This is a genomic window from Mesorhizobium sp. M7D.F.Ca.US.005.01.1.1 (assembly GCF_003952545.1).
Taxonomy (GTDB): domain Bacteria; phylum Pseudomonadota; class Alphaproteobacteria; order Rhizobiales; family Rhizobiaceae; genus Mesorhizobium; species Mesorhizobium loti.
The window spans coordinates 6,612,691-6,631,718 of record NZ_CP034453.1 but is presented as its reverse complement, the minus strand read 5'-3'; the positions used below and the strand labels follow the sequence as shown (position 1 = coordinate 6,631,718).

Below are 19,028 nucleotides of genomic sequence, written 5' to 3'. Positions count from 1 at the left end.
GGTTAGGCGCTCATCATAAAGGCCTGCTCGCCGACCAGCTTGCGGCGTAGCCAGGCGGAGAACTGGTCGACGATGAAGATCGTCGTGAACAGGAGCAGCACGAGAGCTATCGTCTTGGCGCCGAAGCCGCGCGAGATGGACAGCTTCAGCTCCTCGCCGATGCCACCGCCGCCGACCGCGCCCATGATGGTGGAGATGCGCACGTTGATCTCGATCCGCAGCAGCGTGTAGGACATGAAGTTGGGCAGCACCTGCGGCAGACCGGCAAAGCGCACCCGCTCGAACCAGTTGGCGCCGACCGCCCTCAGGCCTTCCTCGGCGCGCATGTCGATGTTTTCGTTGATCTCGTAGAACAGCTTGCCCAGCGCGCCTATCGAATGCAGGCCGATGGCGATGATGGCGGCAATCGGACCGATCGAGACGATGGCCGCGAACAGGCCGGCGATGACGATCTCGGGAAAGGCGCGCAGCAGTTCCATGAAGCGCTTGACGATCAGCCGCAGCACCGGATGCGGCGTCAGGTTGCGCGCCGCGATGAAGGAGAACGGCACGGCGAAGACGAAGCCGATGAAGGTCGAGACCAGCGCCACATTCAGCGTGGTCAGCATCAGCTCGAAATATTCAGGGATGTAGAAGCTGCCCCAGACATAGGCGCGGCCAAGCGGAAAATTGAATTCCTGGGTACCAGTGTCATGCGGGGAGGCGACGTCGAACATCGCTCGCCAGACATCGTTCCAGTCCTTGGGGACGAGCCAGCTCAGGAAATCCAGCAAATGCGGCAGCCGGTCGAAGAAATGCCCGGCATTGGCCTCGTCGGCGAACCACATGGTGCTGCCGAGCGCGACAATGAGCAGGCCGACACCGATGGCGGTGTAGAGCCGGCGCAAGGACGTCTGGCGACGCCAGGCGTCGGCCATCTGGTGAGTGGCGCCGGAAGGGGCTGTCACGGAAAGGGTCATGATCGGAGATGCAAAAAGGGCGGTGCTTTGAACACCGCCCTTCCTGATTTCGCCGTTAGCCGCCGATGGCTGCCTTACGGGCTTCGACGATGACGTTGTAGAAGTCCGGCTTCACCGGAACGTAGCCGGTAAAATCGCCGCCTTCGACGCCTTCGAAGCAGGCCTTGTCCTTCTTCGGCAGCTGCGTGAAGAAGTTGGCGAGCTTGGCGGTCATGTCGTCGCCGAGCGCGGTGCGCACGACCAGCGGGCCGTTCGGGATCAGGCCCGAGCGCCAGACTTCGACGAAGTCGTTGGGGTCGACGGCGCCCTTGGCGACTTCCTTGTGGAAAGTGCCGGAGGAGTAGCCGTCCTTGAAGTCGCCGATGCCGGAGGAATCGTCCACCGCCACGTCGACCTTGCCGTCACGCACGGCCAGAACGTTGTTCTCGTGGCCGCCGTTAAACTGGGTCGAGGCGAAGAACTTTTCGTTCGAAGCGCCGGTGTCCTTCGGGATCTGGGTCAGCGGGATCAGGTAGCCGGAGGTCGAATCCGGATCGGCGTAGCCGAGCTTCTTGCCCTTGGCCGACTTGATGTCGGTGATGCCGGAGGATTTCAGCGCCAGGCCGATCGAATAGTAGCCGGTGGCGCCGTCGGTCTGCTGGGTGGTGAGGATCGGGGTGACTGCCTTCGGGTCCTTGAGAACGACGCTGGCGTAGCCGGAAGCGCCGAGTTCGGCGAAGTCGAGCGTGCCGCCAAGCAGGCCCTGGATGACGCCGTCATAGTCGGCGGCGGGGAACAGCGAGACCTTTTCGAAGCCGAATTCGGTCTTCAAATGGTCGGCGAGGCACTGGTAGTTGCGCAACCGGTCGGTTTCGTTTTCGCCGCCGAGAATGCCGACGCGAAATTCCTTCATATCGGCAGCGTGGGCCATGCTGGTCGCCATGGCGAGCACCGAAACGGCGCTGAAAACCATCTTCCTGAACATCTGTTATCTCTCCTGTAGGTTCCGGCCCCGCGCCGGCAGCGTTATTGATTTTGACAGGTGCCCTTGACGCGGGCTGGCGATCCAGGCCGCTCTCAGTATCCCGGGAATGCGGGCTCGAGCGGTCCGGCGGATGCGGCGATCTTTCGGCTGAAGGCAACGCTGGTCGAGGTGATGGCCTCGGAGATTTCCTGGCCATTGCTATCGGCGCCATAGACGAGACGCACGGCCTCGCGATTGAGCTCTTCAGGCGGGCCATCGAAGACGACCTTGCCGGCGGCCATGCCGATGATGCGGTTGCAATAGGTGCGGGCGGTGTCCAGCGTGTGCAGATTGGTGACGACGGTGATGCCTTCGCGCAAATTGATGTCCTGCAGCGAATCCATCACCACCTTGGCGTTGAGCGGGTCGAGCGACGCGATCGGCTCGTCGGCGAGGATCACTCTGGGCTGCTGCATCATGGCGCGGGCAATGGCGACGCGCTGCTGCTGGCCGCCCGACAAGGTGCCTGCGGGCTGCAGCGCGGTGCGGGCGATGTCGAGCCGCTCAAGCGCTGCGACGGCCTCGGCGCATTCGGCGCGAGAGAACATGCCGAACAGGTTGGTGATGGTCGAACGGTGGTTCAGCTTGCCGAGCAGCACATTGGTCAGCACGTCGAGGCGCGGCACCAGGTTGAACTGCTGGAAGATCATGGCGCAGTCACGCTGCCAGCGCCGCAGCGGCGAGCCGCGCAACTGGGAGACCTCGGCGCCGTCAAAAAAAATCGACCCCTGGCTGGGATCGATGAGACGGTTGATCATGCGAAGAAGGGTTGATTTGCCGGCGCCCGAACGACCGATAATGCCAACCATCTGACCCTGCGGGATCGCGATGTTAATGTCGTTGACGGCAGTGTTCTTGCCAAATCGTCGGGTGACACCGCGGATTTCGAGCGTGGCAGAGGTTGCTGGCATGGGGGCAGGTTCCAGTCCGGACCATTGATCGTCAGGCTCTCGCCTAACGCAGCCACATGAACCTGCCGTGTCGCGATGATGTCAGTTTTGTTACGCTCCACAGGTGTGGAGTTACGGCCGACCCAGGACCAACAGTTCCTCGAAGTGCTCCATGTCCCTGAAGCTGCAGAAGGCGGGGGCCTTGATTTCGATCACCGGCGCCTGCCGCTCGAAGAGTGCCAGACCATCATCGAACAGGTCCTGCCATGCGGCGGCCCGATCGTCGGCAAGACGCTGGATCTGATAGGCGAAGGTGATGTGGAAGACGTAAGCGTCGTGATCGGGATGCCGGTAACCGAACGGCACGGCCAGCGCTTCGCGCCAGGCGCGCATGATGCGCAAATCTTCGTCGGTCGCGCCGGCAACGGTGAGGCCGGTCGGCAAAACTTCGACCACCTTGATGTTGAACGGGCCGAAGCCCTGGAAACCCCTCAGGCGCTCCAGATAGAGGCGGGTCATGGCGTCGATGCTGGTGTCGAGCGGCACGTCCTGCGGCCAGTAAGGAAGCCGGCGGCGATATTCGATGATGCCCTGGAACAGCGTCATGTGCAGGCTGGAGACGGGCGTGAAGGCGAGCCGGTCGGCGTCTTGCATCGCCAGCATGCGGTCGCGCACTGCAAGCACCACCGCCTCCGACGGTGAACCGGTGACGAGATGACTGACGACCGTGTTGCCAGGCTCGATCAGGAAATTGCCTGATGTGTCGTAGCGCGTGCCGATATGAACCGACGGCTTCGGATTTGAGCCGGCAAAGAATGCGGCGAGCGAGGGTCTGACGGAAATGGACATTGCGATCTCCAGCGAAAGGCCGCGTCCTGCCCGGGCGATGTGTCAGGGATATGAAACAGGCTCGCTCATGACGATGATGTGATCGCCTTTTCCTGGCATTGCTCTATCCGCCGTATTTCTCCAGGAAAGCCTCGGCCGACAGTTCTCGGAAATCATCGAGCGAGGTGCGCAGCCTTGCATGGTCCCAGTCCCACCAGGCGAGCGCCTGATAGCGTTCGGCCGTGCGGCGATCGAAGCGCTCGCGGATCGGTTTTGCCGGCACGCCGGCGACGATGGTGTAGGGGGCGACGTCCTTGGAGACGACCGCACCGGCGCCGACCGCGGCGCCATCGCCGACAGTGACGCCGGGCAGGATGGTCGAGCCGTGACCGAGCCAGGTGTCATGGCCGATGGTGACCCGCCTGGCGCGGCGCTGGGCGAAGAACTCGCTCTCGTGCTCTGCGTCGTCCCAATAATCCGAGGCGCGATAGGTGAAATGGTGCAGCGTCGGCCGCCAGGTCGGATGATTGGTGGCGTTGATGCGCACGCTTGCTGCAATGTTGGAAAACTTGCCGATCGTGGCGCACCAGACGGCGCAATCCTGCATCATGTAGGAATAGTCGCCGAGCTCGCTTTCCGACACCCGGCTGCGGTCGGCGATCTCGGTCCAGCGACCGAGCGTCGAATTCTGCACGTCCGCCGTCGGATGGACCAGCGGCGTCTCTGAAAGCTTCCTGGTCATGCGGCGATTTTTCCGGGAGCAAAAGCGGTGACGTCGATGATGCGGTCGGCAACCGCCTCGCGCACGTCGTGGTCATGGAAGATGCCGAGCAGGGCGACATCAGCCGCCTTCTTGGCGGCGATGAGTTCGATCACGACATCGCGGTTCCTGGCATCGAGCGAAGCGGTCGGCTCGTCGAGCAGCAGGATCGGATGCTCGGTGATGAAGCCGCGTGCGATGTTGACGCGCTGCTGCTCGCCGCCGGAGAAGGTCGCAGGCGGCAAAGCCCAGAGTTTCTCCGGCAGGTTGAGCTGCGCCAGCAAGGCGCGTGCCTTGCCGCGGGCAATCTCGCGATCCTCGCCGCGCTCGACCAGCGGCTCGGCGACGACGTCGAGCGCCGAGACGCGCGGCACGGTGCGCAGGAACTGGCTGACATAGCCGATCGTTTGCCGGCGTATGGCAAGCACAGTGCGCGGGCTGGCGGTGGCGAGGTCGATCAACCCGTCATCGTGCGTGACGATGATCTGGCCTTCGTCGACGGCGTAGTTGCCGTAGAGCATCTTCAGGATCGAACTCTTGCCGGCACCTGACGGGCCGCCGAGCACGGTGCATTCGCCAGCCCTGATCGAGAACGAGACACCGGCGACAACAGGCAATTTGATGCCGTCGCGCAGATGCATGGTGAAGCTCTTGGCGACGTCGGAGACAACGAGTGGGGTTGGCATCACAAGGTTCTCCAATAGTCATTCGTTTGCGGGCTATGCGCCGGAGCAATCATCGTCAAACCTGCAGAATCGAGGAAACAAGCAATTGCGTGTAAGGCGCGCGCGGGTCGTCAAGCACGCGGTCGGTGAGACCGCTTTCGACGACGCGACCGTCCTTCATCACCATCATGCGCTGCGACAGAAGCCGCGCCACGGCAAGGTCGTGGGTGACGACGATGGCCGCGAGACCAAGATCGGTGACCAGACCGCGCAGCAGGTCGAGCAGGCGCGCCTGGACCGAGACGTCTAGGCCGCCTGTCGGCTCATCCATGAACACCAGCCGTGGGCCGGTGACGAGATTGCGGGCGATTTGCAGGCGCTGGCGCATGCCGCCGGAAAAGGCGCGCGGCTCGTCATCGATGCGGTCCTCGTCGATCTCGACGCGTGACAGCCAGTCGACGGCGGTGGCGCGGATCCTGCCGTAGTGACGGTCGCCGACCGCCATCAGCCGCTCGCCGACATTGGCGCCGGCCGAAACCGTCATGCGCAGGCCGTCGGCCGGATTCTGATGGACGAAGCCCCAGTCGGTGCGCATCAGGAAGCGGCGCTCGGCCTCGCTCATGCGGTAGAGCTCGCGGAACTGGCCGTCGCGCATGCGGTAGCCGGCGGTGCCGGAACTGGGCAGCAGCCGGGTCGACAGGCAGTTGAGCAGCGTCGTCTTGCCGGAACCGGACTCGCCGACAACAGCCAGGACTTCGCCCGGCCACAGCTCGAAGGAGACGTTGTCGCAGCCGACGCGCGAGCCGTAGAATTTGGAGAGCGCCGAGACGCGCAGCAGCGGTTCGTCGGTCATTGCGCCGGCTCCATTTTTTCCGAAGCAAGATGGGTCTCTGGTGCAAGGTGGCCGCGGTGCCCGTCCGCCCGCCGCTTCTCGCAGTGATCTGTGTCGGAGCAGACGAACATGTGGCCGCCATGGTCGTCGAGGATGACCTCGTCGAGATAGACGTTCTCGGCCGCGCACAGCGCGCAGGGCTGGTCGAAGGTCTGCACCTCGAACGGATGATCCTCGAAGTCGAGGCTGACCACTTCGGTGAAGGGCGGCACTGCATAGATGCGCTTTTCGCGGCCGGCGCCGAACAGCTGCAGCGCCGGTGAGCGGTGCATTTTTGGATTGTCGAATTTTGGCGTTGGCGACGGGTCCATCACATAGCGGCCCTCGACCTTGACCGGATAGGCGTAGGTGGTGGCGATGCGGCCGTGCTTGGCGATGTCCTCGTACAGCTTCACATGCATGAGGCCGTATTCCTCCAGCGCGTGCATCTTGCGCGTTTCGGTCTCGCGCGGTTCGAGGAAGCGCAGCGGCTCGGGGATCGGCACCTGGTAGACCAGCACCTGGCCCGCCGTCAGCGGATGCTCGGGGATGCGGTGGCGGGTCTGGATGATGGTGGCGCTGGCGGTATCGGTGGTAACAGCAACATTGGCGACCTTCTTGAAGAAGGCGCGGATCGAGACCGCATTGGTGGTGTCGTCGGCGCCTTGGTCGATGACCTTGAGCACGTCGTTCGGGCCGATGATCGAAGCTGTGACCTGGACGCCGCCGGTGCCCCAGCCATAAGGCATCGGCATTTCGCGCGAGGCAAAAGGCACTTGGTAGCCGGGAATGGCGATGCCCTTGAGGATCGCCCGGCGGATCATCCGCTTGGTCTGCTCGTCGAGATAGGCGAAATTGTAGGTGGCGATGTCGGTCATGGCGATCACATCCACATTGTGCTATTGAATTGGCGTCCAGGAAGCCGAAACAGGGGCGAATTCAGATGACCTCGACCGGATGGATGCATCTCGGAATTCTGTTGGTGGTGTTCGCCGGCGTCATTCTCTTTTTCCTTCGGCGCATGATTCTGCCCGCGCCAAAAGAAAGTGCGAGCAGTGAGACCATTGCCGGCAGCAAAGGGTTCAACGAGGCGCATAATGGCCACTACAGCGCTGGTCATGGTGGCGGCTTGGTTGATGGCGGCGGCCATTAGCATCACTCCGCAGCCTCCCGCTTCTCTTCGACCTTCGGGTTTTCACGCGCGTCGTATTCGGCGCGCATGCGGCGCACGAGGTCGAGTTCGGCCTGGAAGTCGACATAGTGCGGCAGCTTCAGATGCTCGACAAAACCCGTCGCCTGGACATTGTCGGAATGCGAGATGACGAACTCCTCGTCCTGGGCGGCGGCAACGACATCCTCGCCGAGTTCGGTTGCGCGAAGAGCACGGTCGCAGAGCGCCATCGCCATCGCCTTGCGTTCGCTCTGGCCGAAGACCAGGCCGTAGCCGCGGGTGAACTGCGGCGGTGCCTTGGCTGACCCTTTGAACTGGTTGACCATCTGGCATTCGGTGACGCGGACAGTGCCGAGCGGAACCGCGAAGGGCAGTTCCGGCACGTCAAGTTCCAGTTCGACCTCGCCGATGCGGATCTCGCCGACGAAGGGATGGTTGCGGGCATAGCCGCGCTGGGTGGAATAGCCGAGCGCCAGTAGGAAACCCTCGTCGCCGCGCGACAGCGCCTGCAGGCGGATGTCGCGCGCCATCGGGAATTCCAGCGGCTCGCGGGTGATGTCGCCTGGGACATGGTCTTGCGGCATGTCGCCGTCCGGCTCGATCAGGCCTTCGCGGGCAAGGATCGCCGAGACGCGCGGCATGGCTTGCGCTTCCGTCTCGCGCAGCAAGGGCTCGGCGACATCGGCGCCGGCGGCGAGCTCGGGATCGAGCAGCCGGTGGGTGTAGTCGAAGGTGGGCCCAAGCAACTGGCCGCCGGGCAGGTCCTTGTAGGTCGCCGACACGCGCCGCTCGACCAGCATGTTGGCGGTGTCGATGGGCTTGGAGTAGCCGAAGCGTGGCAGCGTCGTGCGATAGGCGCGCACCAGGAAGATCGCCTCGATCATGTCGCCGCGCGCCTGGACGATGGCGAGGGAGGCCAGCTCGCGATCATAGAGCGAGCCTTCGCTCATCACCCGGTCGACGCCGAGCGCCAGTTGCTCGACGATCTGGTCGAGGCGCAGTGCGGGCACGGAACGGTCGCCGCGCCGGCGGTCGGCAAGCAGGCTGTGGGCGTTGGCAATGGCGGCTTCGCCACCTTTTACCGCGACATACATCTTACGCCTCCATCGTCTTGATGCGCGTCGTGCGCGGCAGGCAAGCAATGCCATCAGCGGTGGCGAGGATGATGTCGACGCCGCGCGGAAAACGCTTGATGTTCTGCTTCCACTGTTCGACGAAATGACGCGGCATCTGTGCCGGCGCGATCGTGGCGCTGGTTTCGATGCCGGGACCTTCGAGCAACAGCGGCGTGCCGGAGACGAGATCGCTGACCTGCAGGATCAGCGTGGTCGAACGGTCGGGATAGTCCTGCGTGCCCTGCGAAAAGCCATCGAGCGCCACCATCTCGGCTGGCGTGGCGATCAGGGCGAAGTGCGCATCGGCCGGCGTGTTGGCCAAGGGCGCGCCGGTGTGGAAACCAAGCCAGGATTTGATGGCGGTGGAAGCTTGCAGGGCCGGGTCGAGCCACAGCGGCGTGTCGTTGTCGCAAAGCGCCAGCGCTATGGCGCCGGCGCTTGCCGAGAGCGGCGCCGGCGGGCGCGCGAAGGCCGGCAGCGGCTGTACGCTGCCTGGCCGCGCCATCGCGTCCATGACCGCCCGGAACACGGTCTGGGCATTGAAGACCGGATCGGCGAAACCGCCTTCGATCGATTGTGCTGCAATGTCCATCAGTCTTCTCCGCGAACCATGGTGAAGAAATCGACCTTCGTTGCCGCCGTCTCGGCGCGGCGTTTTTCATGCGCCGTGGTCAGAGCCGACCGCAGAGGCGCTATCAGTCCGGTCTCGACCTCATTTCGGCGGGCAGGGTCCTGCCACAGGGCGTCGGCGATGGCCGCCAGCTTCGCCTTCTGCTTGTCGCGGCCAAGCGCATAGCAATGGCCGACCTGTCCGGAGGGCAGCCGGACCGTGGCGCGGGTGACGGTCGCCTCGCCGACATTGAAGGGTGCACCGCCGCCGCCGATGCGGCCGCGCAGGGTGACAAGACCGGTCTCGGGGCCGCGCAGCAGCTCGGCGTCCGAAGGCAGTCTGGCCTCGTTCCAGAGCCGCACGATGTCATCGCCGCTGGATTGCGCCAGGGTTGCCATGGCGGCCTTGCGCTCGGCCTGGTCGCGGGCTTCCTGTCCTCGCATAAGCAATAATCCTCGTGGTTAAATTTGTCTATTGATATAGACAACTATACAAATTATACCTATTATCTAACGCGTGTCCATGACGGGTGGATGACAAGCGATTGAAGACTGGGCGATAGAATGCCGGGGGCAATGATGGTCGGGCAGCTGGAAGCGGACAGCATAGAGCGGCGCAGCGGCGTTTCGCTATGGCGGCAGATCGCAGACAAGATCCTGCATGCGATCGCCATCGGCGATTTCGCCGAGAATGCCGCGCTGCCGCCGGAGGTGGCGCTGGCCGAGCGTTATGGCGTCAATCGTCACACGGTGCGCAGCGCCATAGCAGCCCTTGTGCAGGAAGGCGTGTTGCGGGCCGAGCAGGGGCGCGGAACCTTCGTCTTGTCGCGCAAGCGGCTGTCCTATCCGATTGGCGCGCGCACGCGTTTTTCGACGGGCCTGCAGGGGCAAACCACGGAACGGCACATCGTCCTGCTCGCCTCGTCGGTCGAGCCGGCCAGCCAGCGCGTCGCCGAGGGCCTTGGCCTTGCCAGGGGAGCCGATGTCATCCGACTGGAAACGCGCGGCGAAGCCGATGGGCGGCCGGTGTCGCGCGCTGTCGGCTGGTTCGAGGCCAGTCGGTTTGCCGGCATCGATGCCGCGATGGCTGAGACCGGCTCGATCACCGCGTCGCTGGCGCGGTTCGGCATCGACGATTATCTCAGGCAATCGACCGTGCTGTCGGCGCGCCATGCCGATGCGGCGGACCTTGCCGATCTCGACCTGCAGCCGGGCGCCATCGTGCTGGTCACGGTCGCCGTCAACGTCACGCCGGACGGCCAGCCGATCCAGTTTTCCGAGTCGCGCTTCCCGGCCGAGCGGGTCGAGCTCAAGCTGTCTGCGCTCTGAGCCGGCGCCGGTAGCCTATCCGACCTCGATCACAGCCTTGATCAGGCCGGATTTTTCGTGTGCCCAGCGAGCGAGATCGGACGGCGTTTCGGCAAGCGATGTTCGGTGGGTGACGAGCTTGGCCAGCGGCACGGCGCCGTTGCGGATCGAGGCGGCGACGTGGTCGAAGTCGGCGCGCAAGGCGTTGCGGCTGCCGATCAGCGTCATCTCGCGTTTGTGGAATTCCGGATCGGAAAAGCTGATGTCGTCCTTGACGACGGAGACCAGCACCAGCGTTCCGCCATGCGCGACATGGGCAAAGGCCGACTGCACCGACTGGGTGTTGCCGGTGGCGTCGAAGACCACATCGAAGCCCTCGCCTGATGTCGCCTCCCTGATCAGATCGGGCGCCGCGCCGCGCGAGCCGTCGAGGGTCTGGAAACCAAGCTCGTTCGCGGCGAAGGCAAGCCTTTCACTACTCATGTCGAGCAGCGTCACGTCGAGCCTGGCGATGCGGGCGAAGATGGCGGTGCCGAGTCCGATCGGGCCGGCGCCGATGACCAGCGTGCGGGCGCCGGGCTCGGCACATGAGCGCCGCACGGCATGCGCACCAATCGCCAGGAACTCGACGGCGGCGGCGTCGGCCAGAGACAGGCCGTTTGCCGGATAGAGATTTTGCGCCGGCACCAGGATGCGTTCGCACATGGCGCCGTCGCGATGCACGCCAAGCACCTCGATCCTGACGCAGCAATTCGGCTTGCCGTGCCGGCAGGCGATGCATTTTCCGCAGGAAAGATAGGGGTTGATGACGACCGGCTCGCCAACGGCCAGTTCGACACCTTCGCCGGTCTCCACCACGGTACCCGATACTTCATGGCCCATGATGCGGGGATAGGCGAGGAACGGGTGCTTGCCTTCGAAGATGTGGTAGTCGGTGCCGCAGATCCCGACATGGCTGACCGCCACCAGTGCCCAGCCGGCAGGCGGTGCAGCGGGCGCGGGGTGGTCTTCCAGGACAAGGTCGCCGGGCGAGCGGCAGACGACGGCTTTCATGCGCAATTCCAGTGTTCAAAAAGGGCGCCGGCCTGTTGTTTGAGCGGACCGGCGCATCGGTTCAGGGACGATTCACTTGCCGCGGCGGCGCAGCCCGTCGAAGTAGACGATGATGATGATCAGCGCGCCGGTGATGATACGCTGCCAGAACGAGTTGACGTTGAGCAGGTTGGCGCCGTTGTTGATGGTGGCCAGGATGAAGGCGCCAAGCAACGGTCCGTGCACCGAGCCGACGGCGCCGAACAGCGAGGTGCCGCCGATGACCGACGAGGCGATCGCCTGCAACTCCCAGCCCTCGGCCTGGGTCGGATTGCCGATGCCGATGCGGGCGGCCAGCAACACGCCGACGAAGGCCGCGCACAGGCCCGACAGCGTGTAGGCCATGTAGATGGTGCGCTGGACGTTGACGCCGGACAGGCGCGACGCCTCGGCGTTGGAGCCGACCGAAAACAGATACCGGCCCCAGCGGCTGTGATGCAGGAAGACATAGGCCGGAATGCCGACCAGGATCACCATCCAGAACAAATTGGGGATGCCGATAAAGGAATTGCGCGAGAACGCGGTGAAGGTGTCGCTGTTGATGTTGATCGAATTGCCGTTGGTCATCAAAAGGCCGATACCGCGCAGCGAGGTCAGCGTCGCCAGTGTGATGATGAAGGGCGGCAGGCCCATCTTGACGATGCCGAAGCCGTGGAACATGCCGATGGCAACACCGACCAGCAGCGTCACCAGAATGGCAAGCCAGATGGGGAAACCGGCATTGATCATCATGGCGACAACGACGGTGGCGAAGCCGACCACGGCGCCGACCGAGAGGTCGATGCCGCCAGTGATGATGACGAAGGTCTGGCCGACCGCCATGATGGCGATCATGGAGCCCTGGCGCAAAAGATTGGCTATGTTGTTGGCCGAGGCGAAGCTTGTTGTCGCCACGGAGAGGAGGATCCAGAGCAGAACCAGCAGCGCCAAAAGCGTCAGCCCAAACAGGACGTTGTAGTTGCGCTTCGGTTTTTCGACAGCAATCGCCTCGGTGCTCATATCTGTCCTCCCAGCTTTTCTTGTTTCTCGGCGAGCGCCTGCGTGAGAATGTCCTCGTGGCTGGCGGCGCGAAAGCCATGGCTGGCCACCAGTTTGCCGCGCCGGAACACATGCAGCGTGTCGGCGAGTTCATAGACTTCCGGCAGATAGGACGAGATCAGGATGATGCCGGCGCCCTTCGACAGCAGCGCGCCGAACAGACGATAGATCTCGGCCTTGGTGCCGACATCGACGCCGACCGTCGGCTCGTCGAAGATGAACAGCTTGGCGCCGTGCGCCAGCCATTTGCCGATGACGATCTTCTGCTGGTTGCCGCCCGACAGGCTGGACGCCAGCGCGCCGCGCGTCGGCGTCTTGATCCGCAGATCGGCGATCTGGCGATCGGCCTGCGTTTTCTCCTGCGCGCTCGAAATCAGCAAATTGTTCGAAATGCGCTTGTAGATCGGCAGGTTGAGGTTGAGGCCGACCGGCAGGTTGAGGCAAAGCCCCTGGTCGCGGCGGCTTTCCGGCGCCAGCGCCATGCCGAGCTTGATCGCGTCATGCTCGGAATTGACCTGGACATCCTTGCCTTCCCAGAGGATCTGGCCTGCCGACTTGCGATGGCGGCCGTAAAGCGTGGTGACGAACTCACTGCGCCCGGCGCCGATCAGGCCATAGAGGCCGACGATCTCGCCGGCGCGAACCGTCATCGAGACATTTTCGAAGCCCTTGCCAGATAGGTTTCTTGCCTCGATGATTGCGGCACCCGGCGTGAAATGCTCCTTGTGGTAGACCTGCTCGATCGAGCGGTTGATCATCATCTTGACCAGCTCGGCATCGTTGGTCTCGGCGATGTTGCGGGTGCCGACCAGCGTGCCGTCGCGCAGCACGGAAACACGGTCGGCCAGTTCGAACACCTCCTCCATGCGGTGACTGATGTAGATGATCGTCACGCCTTCGCCCTTCAGCCGGCGGATCAGGGTGAAGAGCTGGTCGGCCTCCTTGCGGGTGAGGTAGGCGGTCGGCTCGTCGAAGATCAGGAACTTGGTGCCGCGCACGGTGGCGCGGGCCGCTGCAATCAACTGCTGCTGGCCGATGGTGAGGTCGCCCAGCGTGACATGCGCCGGCAGGTCGAAGCCGAGATCGTCGATGATCTTCTGGGCTTCCTTGACCATGGCGCGCTGTTGCAGGATGCCGAAGCGCGAATTCTCCTCGCCGAGGAACATGTTGGCGGCGACCGTCAGGTGACGGCACAGCACGACCTCCTGGTGCACGGCATTGATGCCGAGCGCCATCGCCTCATGCGGCGTCGCGAGCGCAGCGGGCTGGCCTTCCCAGATGACCTCTCCGGAGGTGCGCGGCATGACGCCGGTCAAAAGCTTGATGAGCGTGGATTTGCCGGCGCCGTTCTCGCCGACGATGGCGTGGATTTCGCCGGATTTGAAAGCAAGATTGACCGGCTTCAGCGCGTGGGTGCCGGGATAGCGCTTCTCCAGCCCGCGCAATTCGAGGATGGTCCGCCCCGGTTCCAGCACGGGTGCCGGATGCAGGTCCTGCGCTGTCGACGTCATGACAATCCTCCCAGATTGGTCTCACGGTTGGCAGGCGGCGAGGCTGTGACACACCTCATTTGCAGCCTAGCCCAAGGCAGCGGATTGCCAAGCCGTTTGTGCCGAAGCTGATGTTTCCGGGGCGCGAGGCCCCGGAAACAGTTTTCGTGCCGATGCTTACTTGAGCTTCGGGTTGAGCAGCGCGTCGATCTTGGGGTCTTTCATGTTGGCCTTGGTCACCAGATTGGCGCCGGTGTCGACATTGGCCTCGACCTTCTCGCCCTTCGAGGCGGCGAGCGCCGTCTTGATGCCGTCATAGCCCATCCGGTACGGATCCTGGACAACGAGGGCGGAAATGACGCCGTCGTTGAGGAACTTGATCAGCTTCTCGTCGCTGTCGAAACCGACCAGCGCCAGCTTGCCGCCAAGGTTGTTTTCGGCGACAGCCTGACCGACGCCCTGCGCCATGATCAGGTTGGAGGCGAAGATGCCCTTGAGGTTCGGGTTGGCGGTGATCAGGTCGGTGGCGATGTTGAGGCCGGTGGTGGCCTGGCCGTCGGCATATTTGTCGGCGACCAGCTTGAGGCCCGGATATTTGGCCTTGAGCTGTTCGGTGAAGCCCTGCTTGCGCTGTTCGAGCGAGCCGGCGCCCGGTGCGTTGGTGATCAGGGCGACGTCGCCCTCGATCTTGCCGCCGTTGGCGGCGCCGATGGCGGCTGCGAGGCCGTCGGCGGCGACGCGGCCGCCCTGCACATTGTCGGTGGTCAGGAACGAGGTGAAGGCCTTGGAGTCGGCGCCGGAGTCGATGCCGATAACCTTGACCTTGGCAGCGGCTTCATCGATCGGCTTGCCAAGCGCCTTGAACTCGGTGGGCGCAATGACGATCGCCGCCGGGTTGCTGGCAACGGCGTTCTCGAGGATCGAGACCTGGCCGTTGACGTCGGTCTCGGCCTGGGCGCCGAGTTCCGGCACGTTGACGCCGAGATCCTTGCCGGCCTTGCGGGCGCCGGCCAGAACGATCTGCCAGTAGAAGGATGTGGTGTCCTTGACGATGATCGGAATGGTCACGTCCGCCGCCGAAACCGGTGCTGAGTGCATGACGCCGGCGAGCATTGAAGCTGCTGCCAGCGCCATGACGGCGCGGCGGTTGAGAATGCTGGTCACGAATTTCATGAGGTTCCTCCCTAAGTCGCCCGGTGAACGTTACGGAAGCTCCGTCCGGATAGGCGTGGCCCAAACAGAACTTTATCAATAAAAAACAGTTGCCATGTTTTGATAGTGCATCGATCCAGCCGATGCAAGCGGTGTTTGACGCCAGTCCCTGCCGAGGTCTGGGCAGGGTAAGATCGTGCGCCGCTACTCCCGTGCCGTCGTCAAACGCTCCCGTTCCCGTTCCCGTTCCGTGAGTATATGGAATATTAATTCCACCAATTCGTCAACATGGAATGTTCATTCTTTTTGAGATCGCAAGAATGTGAAGCCCGGGTCACCGTTCACTGCGGGTGGATACGCGTTTCACGCCAGCTCCTGCACCAGCGTATAGGGGCGATATTTGGCGTATTCCGTCTCCGGCACGTCGATGTCGAGCAGTTCGAGGTTGCGCGTCAGGTTTGCCAGCTTGGCAGTGCCGGTCAGCACGGTGGCGACCGCGGGTTCATGCAAGGGGAACTGGAACGCCGCGGCAGCCAGCGGATAGCCGCCCTCGGCGGCGATCCGTTCCATCGCTCCGACGCGGTCGAGCACGTCATGGCTGGCAGGGCGGTAATCGAAATGCGCGCCTTGCACGGGCCCGGTCGCCAGGATGCCGGAGTTGAAGACGCCGCCGATGACCAAGGACGTCTGTTGCGCCCGGCAGAGCGGCAGCAACTCCGCTTCTGCGCTGCGGTCGAGCAGGGAATAGCGGCTGGCAAGCAGGATGCAGTCGAGTGGCGCCTCGCGCATCACGTCGAGACAGATCTGCACCTCGTTGACGCCGAGCCCATAAGCGGAAATGACGCCGGACCGTTTCAACTCTTCGAGCGCCTTGAGGCCGCCATCCATCAGCTCGCGAAAGTGCAGCTTGGTCTTCTCGACACCATGTGTGTAGACGCCAATGTCGTGGACAAACAGGATGTCGATCTTGTTTAGACCAAGCCGCGCATAGCTGAACTCGACCGATCGCATGATGCCGTCATAGGAGTAGTCGTAGTCGAGCGCGAAGGGCAGCGGATCGACATAGGAGTGATCGGGAACCTGATCTTCCGGCACCGGGCGGAACAGGCGGCCGACCTTGGTGGACAGCACGTAGGAATCGCGCGGTTTGTAGCGCAGGAAGTCGCCGAAGCGGCGCTCCGACAGACCGAAACCGTAGAAGGGTGCGGTGTCGAAATAGCGCAGGCCGGCTTCCCAGGCGCCCTGCAGCGCCTCCATCGCCGCTTCACGCGAACAAGCGCGGTAGAGACCGCCGATCGCGGCACCGCCGAAGCTGACCTCGGTGACCTCGAGCGCCGTCCTGCCAATGCGGCGTTTTTCCATGCAAAGCCTCCCCGTTGCCGTCCGCTGTTCGGCTCGGCAGTCTACTCGATATCAGTACAATCTTCAGTATGATCTAGAGCGTTGCGCCAAGATGCCAGGGCACGAACTCGTTGTCGCCGTAGCCGAAATCCTCGCTCTTGGTCTTGCGGCCGGAAGCCGTCTCGACGATCAGTTCGAAAATCTCGCGGCCCATGCCGGCGATGGTCTTTTCACCGGAGGCGATGACGCCGCAGTTGACGTCCATGTCCTCTTCCATCTGGTAATACATGGTCGAATTGGTGGCGACCTTGATCGACGGCGTCGGACGGCAGCCGAAGCAGGAGCCGCGGCCGGTGGTGAAGACGATGACGTTGGCGCCGCCCGCCACCTGGCCGGTGGCCGAGACCGGGTCGTAGCCGGGTGTGTCCATGAACACCAGGCCGCTGCCGGTGACCTTTTCGGCGTAGCCGAAGACACCGTTGAGCGGCGTCTGCCCGCCCTTGGCGACCGCGCCGAGCGACTTCTCCAGGATGGTGGTGAGGCCGCCGCGCTTGTTGCCGGGCGAGGGGTTGTTGTCGATCGAAGCGCCATGCTTGGCGACGTGATCCTCCCACCACTTCACGAAGCCGTCGAGCTTCTGTGCGATCTCCGGCGTTGCCGCGCGGTAGGCAAGCAGATGTTCGGCACCATAGATTTCCGTCGTCTCGGAGAGGATGCCGATGCCGCCGACGCCGGCCAGGATATCGACGGCCGCGCCCAGCGCCGGATTGGCCGTAATGCCCGACATGCCGTCGGAGCCGCCGCATTGCAGGCCGACGACAATCTCGCTGACCGGGATCGGCTCACGCTTCAGCTGACCGACTTCCTCGGCAATCTCGGCCAGCACGCCCATTGCCTTTTCCACCGATTTGCGCGAACCGCCGGCGTCCTGGATGTTGAAATGACGTTTGCCGGCAGCGACGCCCTTCTGGCCGTAGAGGGTGAGCTGGTTGACCTCGCAACCGAGGCCGACCATCAGCACGCCGCCGAAATTCGGGTGGCGGGCGTAGCCGGCAAGCGTGCGGTGCAGCACCATCATGCCGTCGCCGGTGCCGCTCATGCCGCAGCCCTGGCCGTGGACGATCGGCACGAAGCCGTCGATGCCGGGATATTTCGGCAGCAGCGTCCGGTTGGCGGTGTCGGCGATGGAATGGCAGACGGTGGCCGAGCAATTGACGCTGGCGACGATGCCGATGAAATTACGCGTGCCGGCGCGGCCGTCGGCGCGGCGATAGCCCATGAAGGTGCGGGCGCGGTCGGCCTCCGTCGCGTGCTCGGCCTCGCTCGGCGGCACGACCGGCAAGCGGCCGGATTCGAAAACCAGATTGTGCGAATGAACGTGCTCGCCCGCTGCAATATCCTGTGTGGCGCGACCGATCGCCTGGGCGTATTTCACCACGGCCTCGCCGGCGGCGATCGGCTTGATCGCCACCTTGTGACCGGGCTCGATCAACACACTGGCGACGGCACCGTTCGGCAACGCGGTGCCGATCTCGATGCGGCCGTTGGCGACTGCCACATTGTCGGCGGGGGACAGAAGAATGCAGTTGGAGGCGTTCACGGGCGGTTTCCTGGGTGATCCTGGGATGCGCGGGCGGATTGACACGCGCCTGTTTAAAGATAATGTCTTTTATCGTGAAAAAACAGTTTTGCGTCAATTGTTTTTTCGCTGGGGAGTTCCGCATGTCCTTGGGTGTTCCGGAAAGCGATTTCGCTTTTCAGGGTCATGGGAACGTCATATTGCGCTTCAAACCGGCCGCCGCAAGCGACGGCGTGCAATGGGTTAGGAATGTCGAAGAGCAACAACGTCTACAAGGATGCCTATAACCGCTGCCTGCGGCTGCTCGACGAAACGCGCAGCCTGCCTTCGGAGCCGGAACTGGGCACCTTGCTTGGCGTCAGCCGTACCACCGTCCGCACCATTCTTGCGCGCATGGAAGAGACCGGACTAATCGCCTGGAACAAGCGTGCCAAGACGGTGCTGCGCGAACCGCGTCCGGATGATTTCTTCCCCGAGGAAGAAACAGACACGCTGGCCGAAATCATCGAGCGGTCGTTCATGCGCAGGCTGCTTGCCGGCGGCGCCGAAGCCGGCATGCAGATCAACGAACTCGAACTGGCGCGCGAGATCGGCGTCGGCACCACCAGCGTGCGTGAGTTCCTGATCCGCTTCTCCCGTTTCGGCTTGATCGAGAAGCGCCGCAATAGCCATTGGGTGCTGAAGGGCTTTACGCGCGCCTTCGCGCTGGAGCTGACCGAAATCCGCGAAATGTTCGAACTGCGCTCGGCAGCCGCCTTCGCTGCTCTGCCGCAGGACAGCGCGGTCTGGGCCGATCTCGACCGTCTGGAAGACGAGCATCGCCAGCTGGCAAGCGAGATCGCCACCCGCTTCAACGAATTCTCCGAGCTGGACGAGCGCCTCCACCGGCTCATCCACCGGGCATCGCACAACCGCTTCATCGTCGATTTCTACGACGTGATCGCCATGATCTTCCACTACCACTACCAGTGGAACAAGGCGCAGGAACGCGAGCGCAACGAAGTCGCGATAGGTGAGCATCTGGTCTATATCGAGGCGCTGAAATCGCGTGACCTCGGCAAGGTCGACGCTGCCTGCCGCAAGCACCTGAAGTCGGCGCGCCAGACCTTGCTGACCTCGATCCCGGAGAGCCGGTCGCCACAAAAATCCTGAGCCAC

20 protein-coding genes are annotated in these 19,028 nt (G+C 63.5%); 3 read left to right on the top strand and 17 right to left on the bottom strand.

The window, feature by feature from the left end:
- Nucleotides 1–2: 2 nt before the first annotated feature.
- The 8 genes from phnE to EJ076_RS32160 form a co-directional block, all read right to left on the bottom strand.
- Nucleotides 3–959, bottom strand: a complete 957-nt coding sequence (gene phnE, locus EJ076_RS32195) for a phosphonate ABC transporter, permease protein PhnE (protein WP_126070585.1) — start codon at nucleotides 957–959, stop codon at nucleotides 3–5.
- 55 nt (nucleotides 960–1,014) lie between these two features.
- Entirely contained in the window at nucleotides 1,015–1,923 is a 909-nt protein-coding gene (gene phnD / locus EJ076_RS32190; protein ID WP_126070584.1) for a phosphonate ABC transporter substrate-binding protein, read from the bottom strand.
- A 92-nt stretch (nucleotides 1,924–2,015) separates the two neighbouring features.
- Complete coding sequence (gene phnC, locus EJ076_RS32185) at nucleotides 2,016–2,873, bottom strand: phosphonate ABC transporter ATP-binding protein (protein WP_109658688.1); 858 nt, start codon at nucleotides 2,871–2,873, stop codon at nucleotides 2,016–2,018.
- A gap of 111 nt (nucleotides 2,874–2,984) precedes the next feature.
- A complete protein-coding gene (locus tag EJ076_RS32180; RefSeq protein ID WP_126070583.1) occupies nucleotides 2,985–3,701 on the bottom strand; it encodes a DUF1868 domain-containing protein in 717 nt (238 codons plus the stop codon).
- 103 nt (nucleotides 3,702–3,804) lie between these two features.
- A complete protein-coding gene (locus EJ076_RS32175) occupies nucleotides 3,805–4,422 on the bottom strand; it encodes a DapH/DapD/GlmU-related protein (protein WP_126070582.1) in 618 nt (205 codons plus the stop codon).
- The gene (gene phnL, locus EJ076_RS32170) at nucleotides 4,419–5,126 is read right to left on the bottom strand and encodes a phosphonate C-P lyase system protein PhnL (RefSeq protein ID WP_126070581.1); all 708 of its coding nucleotides are present in this window, start codon (nucleotides 5,124–5,126) and stop codon (nucleotides 4,419–4,421) included. The genes EJ076_RS32175 and phnL overlap by 4 nt, the downstream gene beginning before the upstream one ends.
- A 55-nt stretch (nucleotides 5,127–5,181) precedes the next feature.
- Nucleotides 5,182–5,958, bottom strand: a complete 777-nt coding sequence (gene phnK, locus EJ076_RS32165; RefSeq protein ID WP_109658692.1) for a phosphonate C-P lyase system protein PhnK — start codon at nucleotides 5,956–5,958, stop codon at nucleotides 5,182–5,184.
- A complete protein-coding gene (locus EJ076_RS32160; protein ID WP_109661115.1) occupies nucleotides 5,955–6,854 on the bottom strand; it encodes an alpha-D-ribose 1-methylphosphonate 5-phosphate C-P-lyase PhnJ in 900 nt (299 codons plus the stop codon). Before EJ076_RS32160 ends, phnK begins: the two co-directional genes overlap by 4 nt.
- Before the next feature lie 65 nt (nucleotides 6,855–6,919).
- On the opposite strand from EJ076_RS32160, the gene EJ076_RS35370 reads away from it, so the two are divergent.
- Nucleotides 6,920–7,129, top strand: coding sequence for a hypothetical protein (locus EJ076_RS35370; RefSeq protein ID WP_164548784.1), 210 nt, complete (start codon nucleotides 6,920–6,922; stop codon nucleotides 7,127–7,129).
- A 2-nt stretch (nucleotides 7,130–7,131) separates the two neighbouring features.
- Here the strand turns inward: EJ076_RS35370 and EJ076_RS32150 are convergent, their stop codons facing one another.
- From EJ076_RS32150 to phnG, 3 genes are read right to left on the bottom strand one after another with little or no spacing between them, the layout of a single operon-like run.
- Nucleotides 7,132–8,241 carry a carbon-phosphorus lyase complex subunit PhnI gene (locus EJ076_RS32150; RefSeq protein WP_126070580.1) on the bottom strand — a complete coding sequence of 370 codons (1,110 nt, stop codon included), beginning with the start codon at nucleotides 8,239–8,241 and terminating at the stop codon, nucleotides 7,132–7,134.
- Between the two features lies 1 nt (nucleotide 8,242).
- Nucleotides 8,243–8,854 (bottom strand): phosphonate C-P lyase system protein PhnH, encoded by a 612-nt coding sequence (gene phnH / locus EJ076_RS32145; protein WP_126070579.1) that lies wholly within the window; start codon nucleotides 8,852–8,854, stop codon nucleotides 8,243–8,245.
- Nucleotides 8,854–9,315 (bottom strand): phosphonate C-P lyase system protein PhnG, encoded by a 462-nt coding sequence (gene phnG, locus EJ076_RS32140; protein ID WP_126070578.1) that lies wholly within the window; start codon nucleotides 9,313–9,315, stop codon nucleotides 8,854–8,856. The genes phnH and phnG overlap by 1 nt, the downstream gene beginning before the upstream one ends.
- A 135-nt stretch (nucleotides 9,316–9,450) precedes the next feature.
- Between phnG and phnF the strand changes: the two genes are divergently transcribed.
- Complete coding sequence (phnF, locus tag EJ076_RS32135; protein WP_164548917.1) at nucleotides 9,451–10,200, top strand: phosphonate metabolism transcriptional regulator PhnF; 750 nt, start codon at nucleotides 9,451–9,453, stop codon at nucleotides 10,198–10,200.
- A 15-nt stretch (nucleotides 10,201–10,215) separates the two neighbouring features.
- On the opposite strand, the gene EJ076_RS32130 is transcribed toward phnF, so the two are convergent.
- The 6 genes from EJ076_RS32130 to EJ076_RS32105 all read right to left on the bottom strand — a co-directional run bounded on the left by EJ076_RS32130 (nucleotide 10,216) and on the right by EJ076_RS32105 (nucleotide 17,892).
- Nucleotides 10,216–11,232, bottom strand: coding sequence for a zinc-binding alcohol dehydrogenase family protein (locus tag EJ076_RS32130; protein WP_126070577.1), 1,017 nt, complete (start codon nucleotides 11,230–11,232; stop codon nucleotides 10,216–10,218).
- 72 nt (nucleotides 11,233–11,304) lie between these two features.
- Nucleotides 11,305–12,270 carry an ABC transporter permease gene (locus EJ076_RS32125; RefSeq protein ID WP_109658697.1) on the bottom strand — a complete coding sequence of 322 codons (966 nt, stop codon included), beginning with the start codon at nucleotides 12,268–12,270 and terminating at the stop codon, nucleotides 11,305–11,307.
- A complete protein-coding gene (locus EJ076_RS32120; protein WP_126070576.1) occupies nucleotides 12,267–13,820 on the bottom strand; it encodes a sugar ABC transporter ATP-binding protein in 1,554 nt (517 codons plus the stop codon). The genes EJ076_RS32125 and EJ076_RS32120 overlap by 4 nt, the downstream gene beginning before the upstream one ends.
- 156 nt (nucleotides 13,821–13,976) lie before the next feature.
- A complete protein-coding gene (locus tag EJ076_RS32115; protein WP_109658699.1) occupies nucleotides 13,977–14,972 on the bottom strand; it encodes an ABC transporter substrate-binding protein in 996 nt (331 codons plus the stop codon).
- Nucleotides 14,973–15,314: 342 nt separating this feature from the next.
- Nucleotides 15,315–16,313: an aldo/keto reductase gene (locus EJ076_RS32110; protein ID WP_126070575.1), complete on the bottom strand. Its 999-nt coding sequence runs from the start codon at nucleotides 16,311–16,313 to the stop codon at nucleotides 15,315–15,317.
- 73 nt (nucleotides 16,314–16,386) lie between these two features.
- Entirely contained in the window at nucleotides 16,387–17,892 is a 1,506-nt protein-coding gene (locus EJ076_RS32105; RefSeq protein WP_109658701.1) for an altronate dehydratase family protein, read from the bottom strand.
- Nucleotides 17,893–18,120: 228 nt separating this feature from the next.
- Here EJ076_RS32105 and EJ076_RS32100 point away from each other — a divergent pair, with 228 nt between their 5' ends.
- Nucleotides 18,121–19,023, top strand: coding sequence for a GntR family transcriptional regulator (locus EJ076_RS32100; protein WP_126070574.1), 903 nt, complete (start codon nucleotides 18,121–18,123; stop codon nucleotides 19,021–19,023).
- Nucleotides 19,024–19,028: the final 5 nt, after the last annotated feature.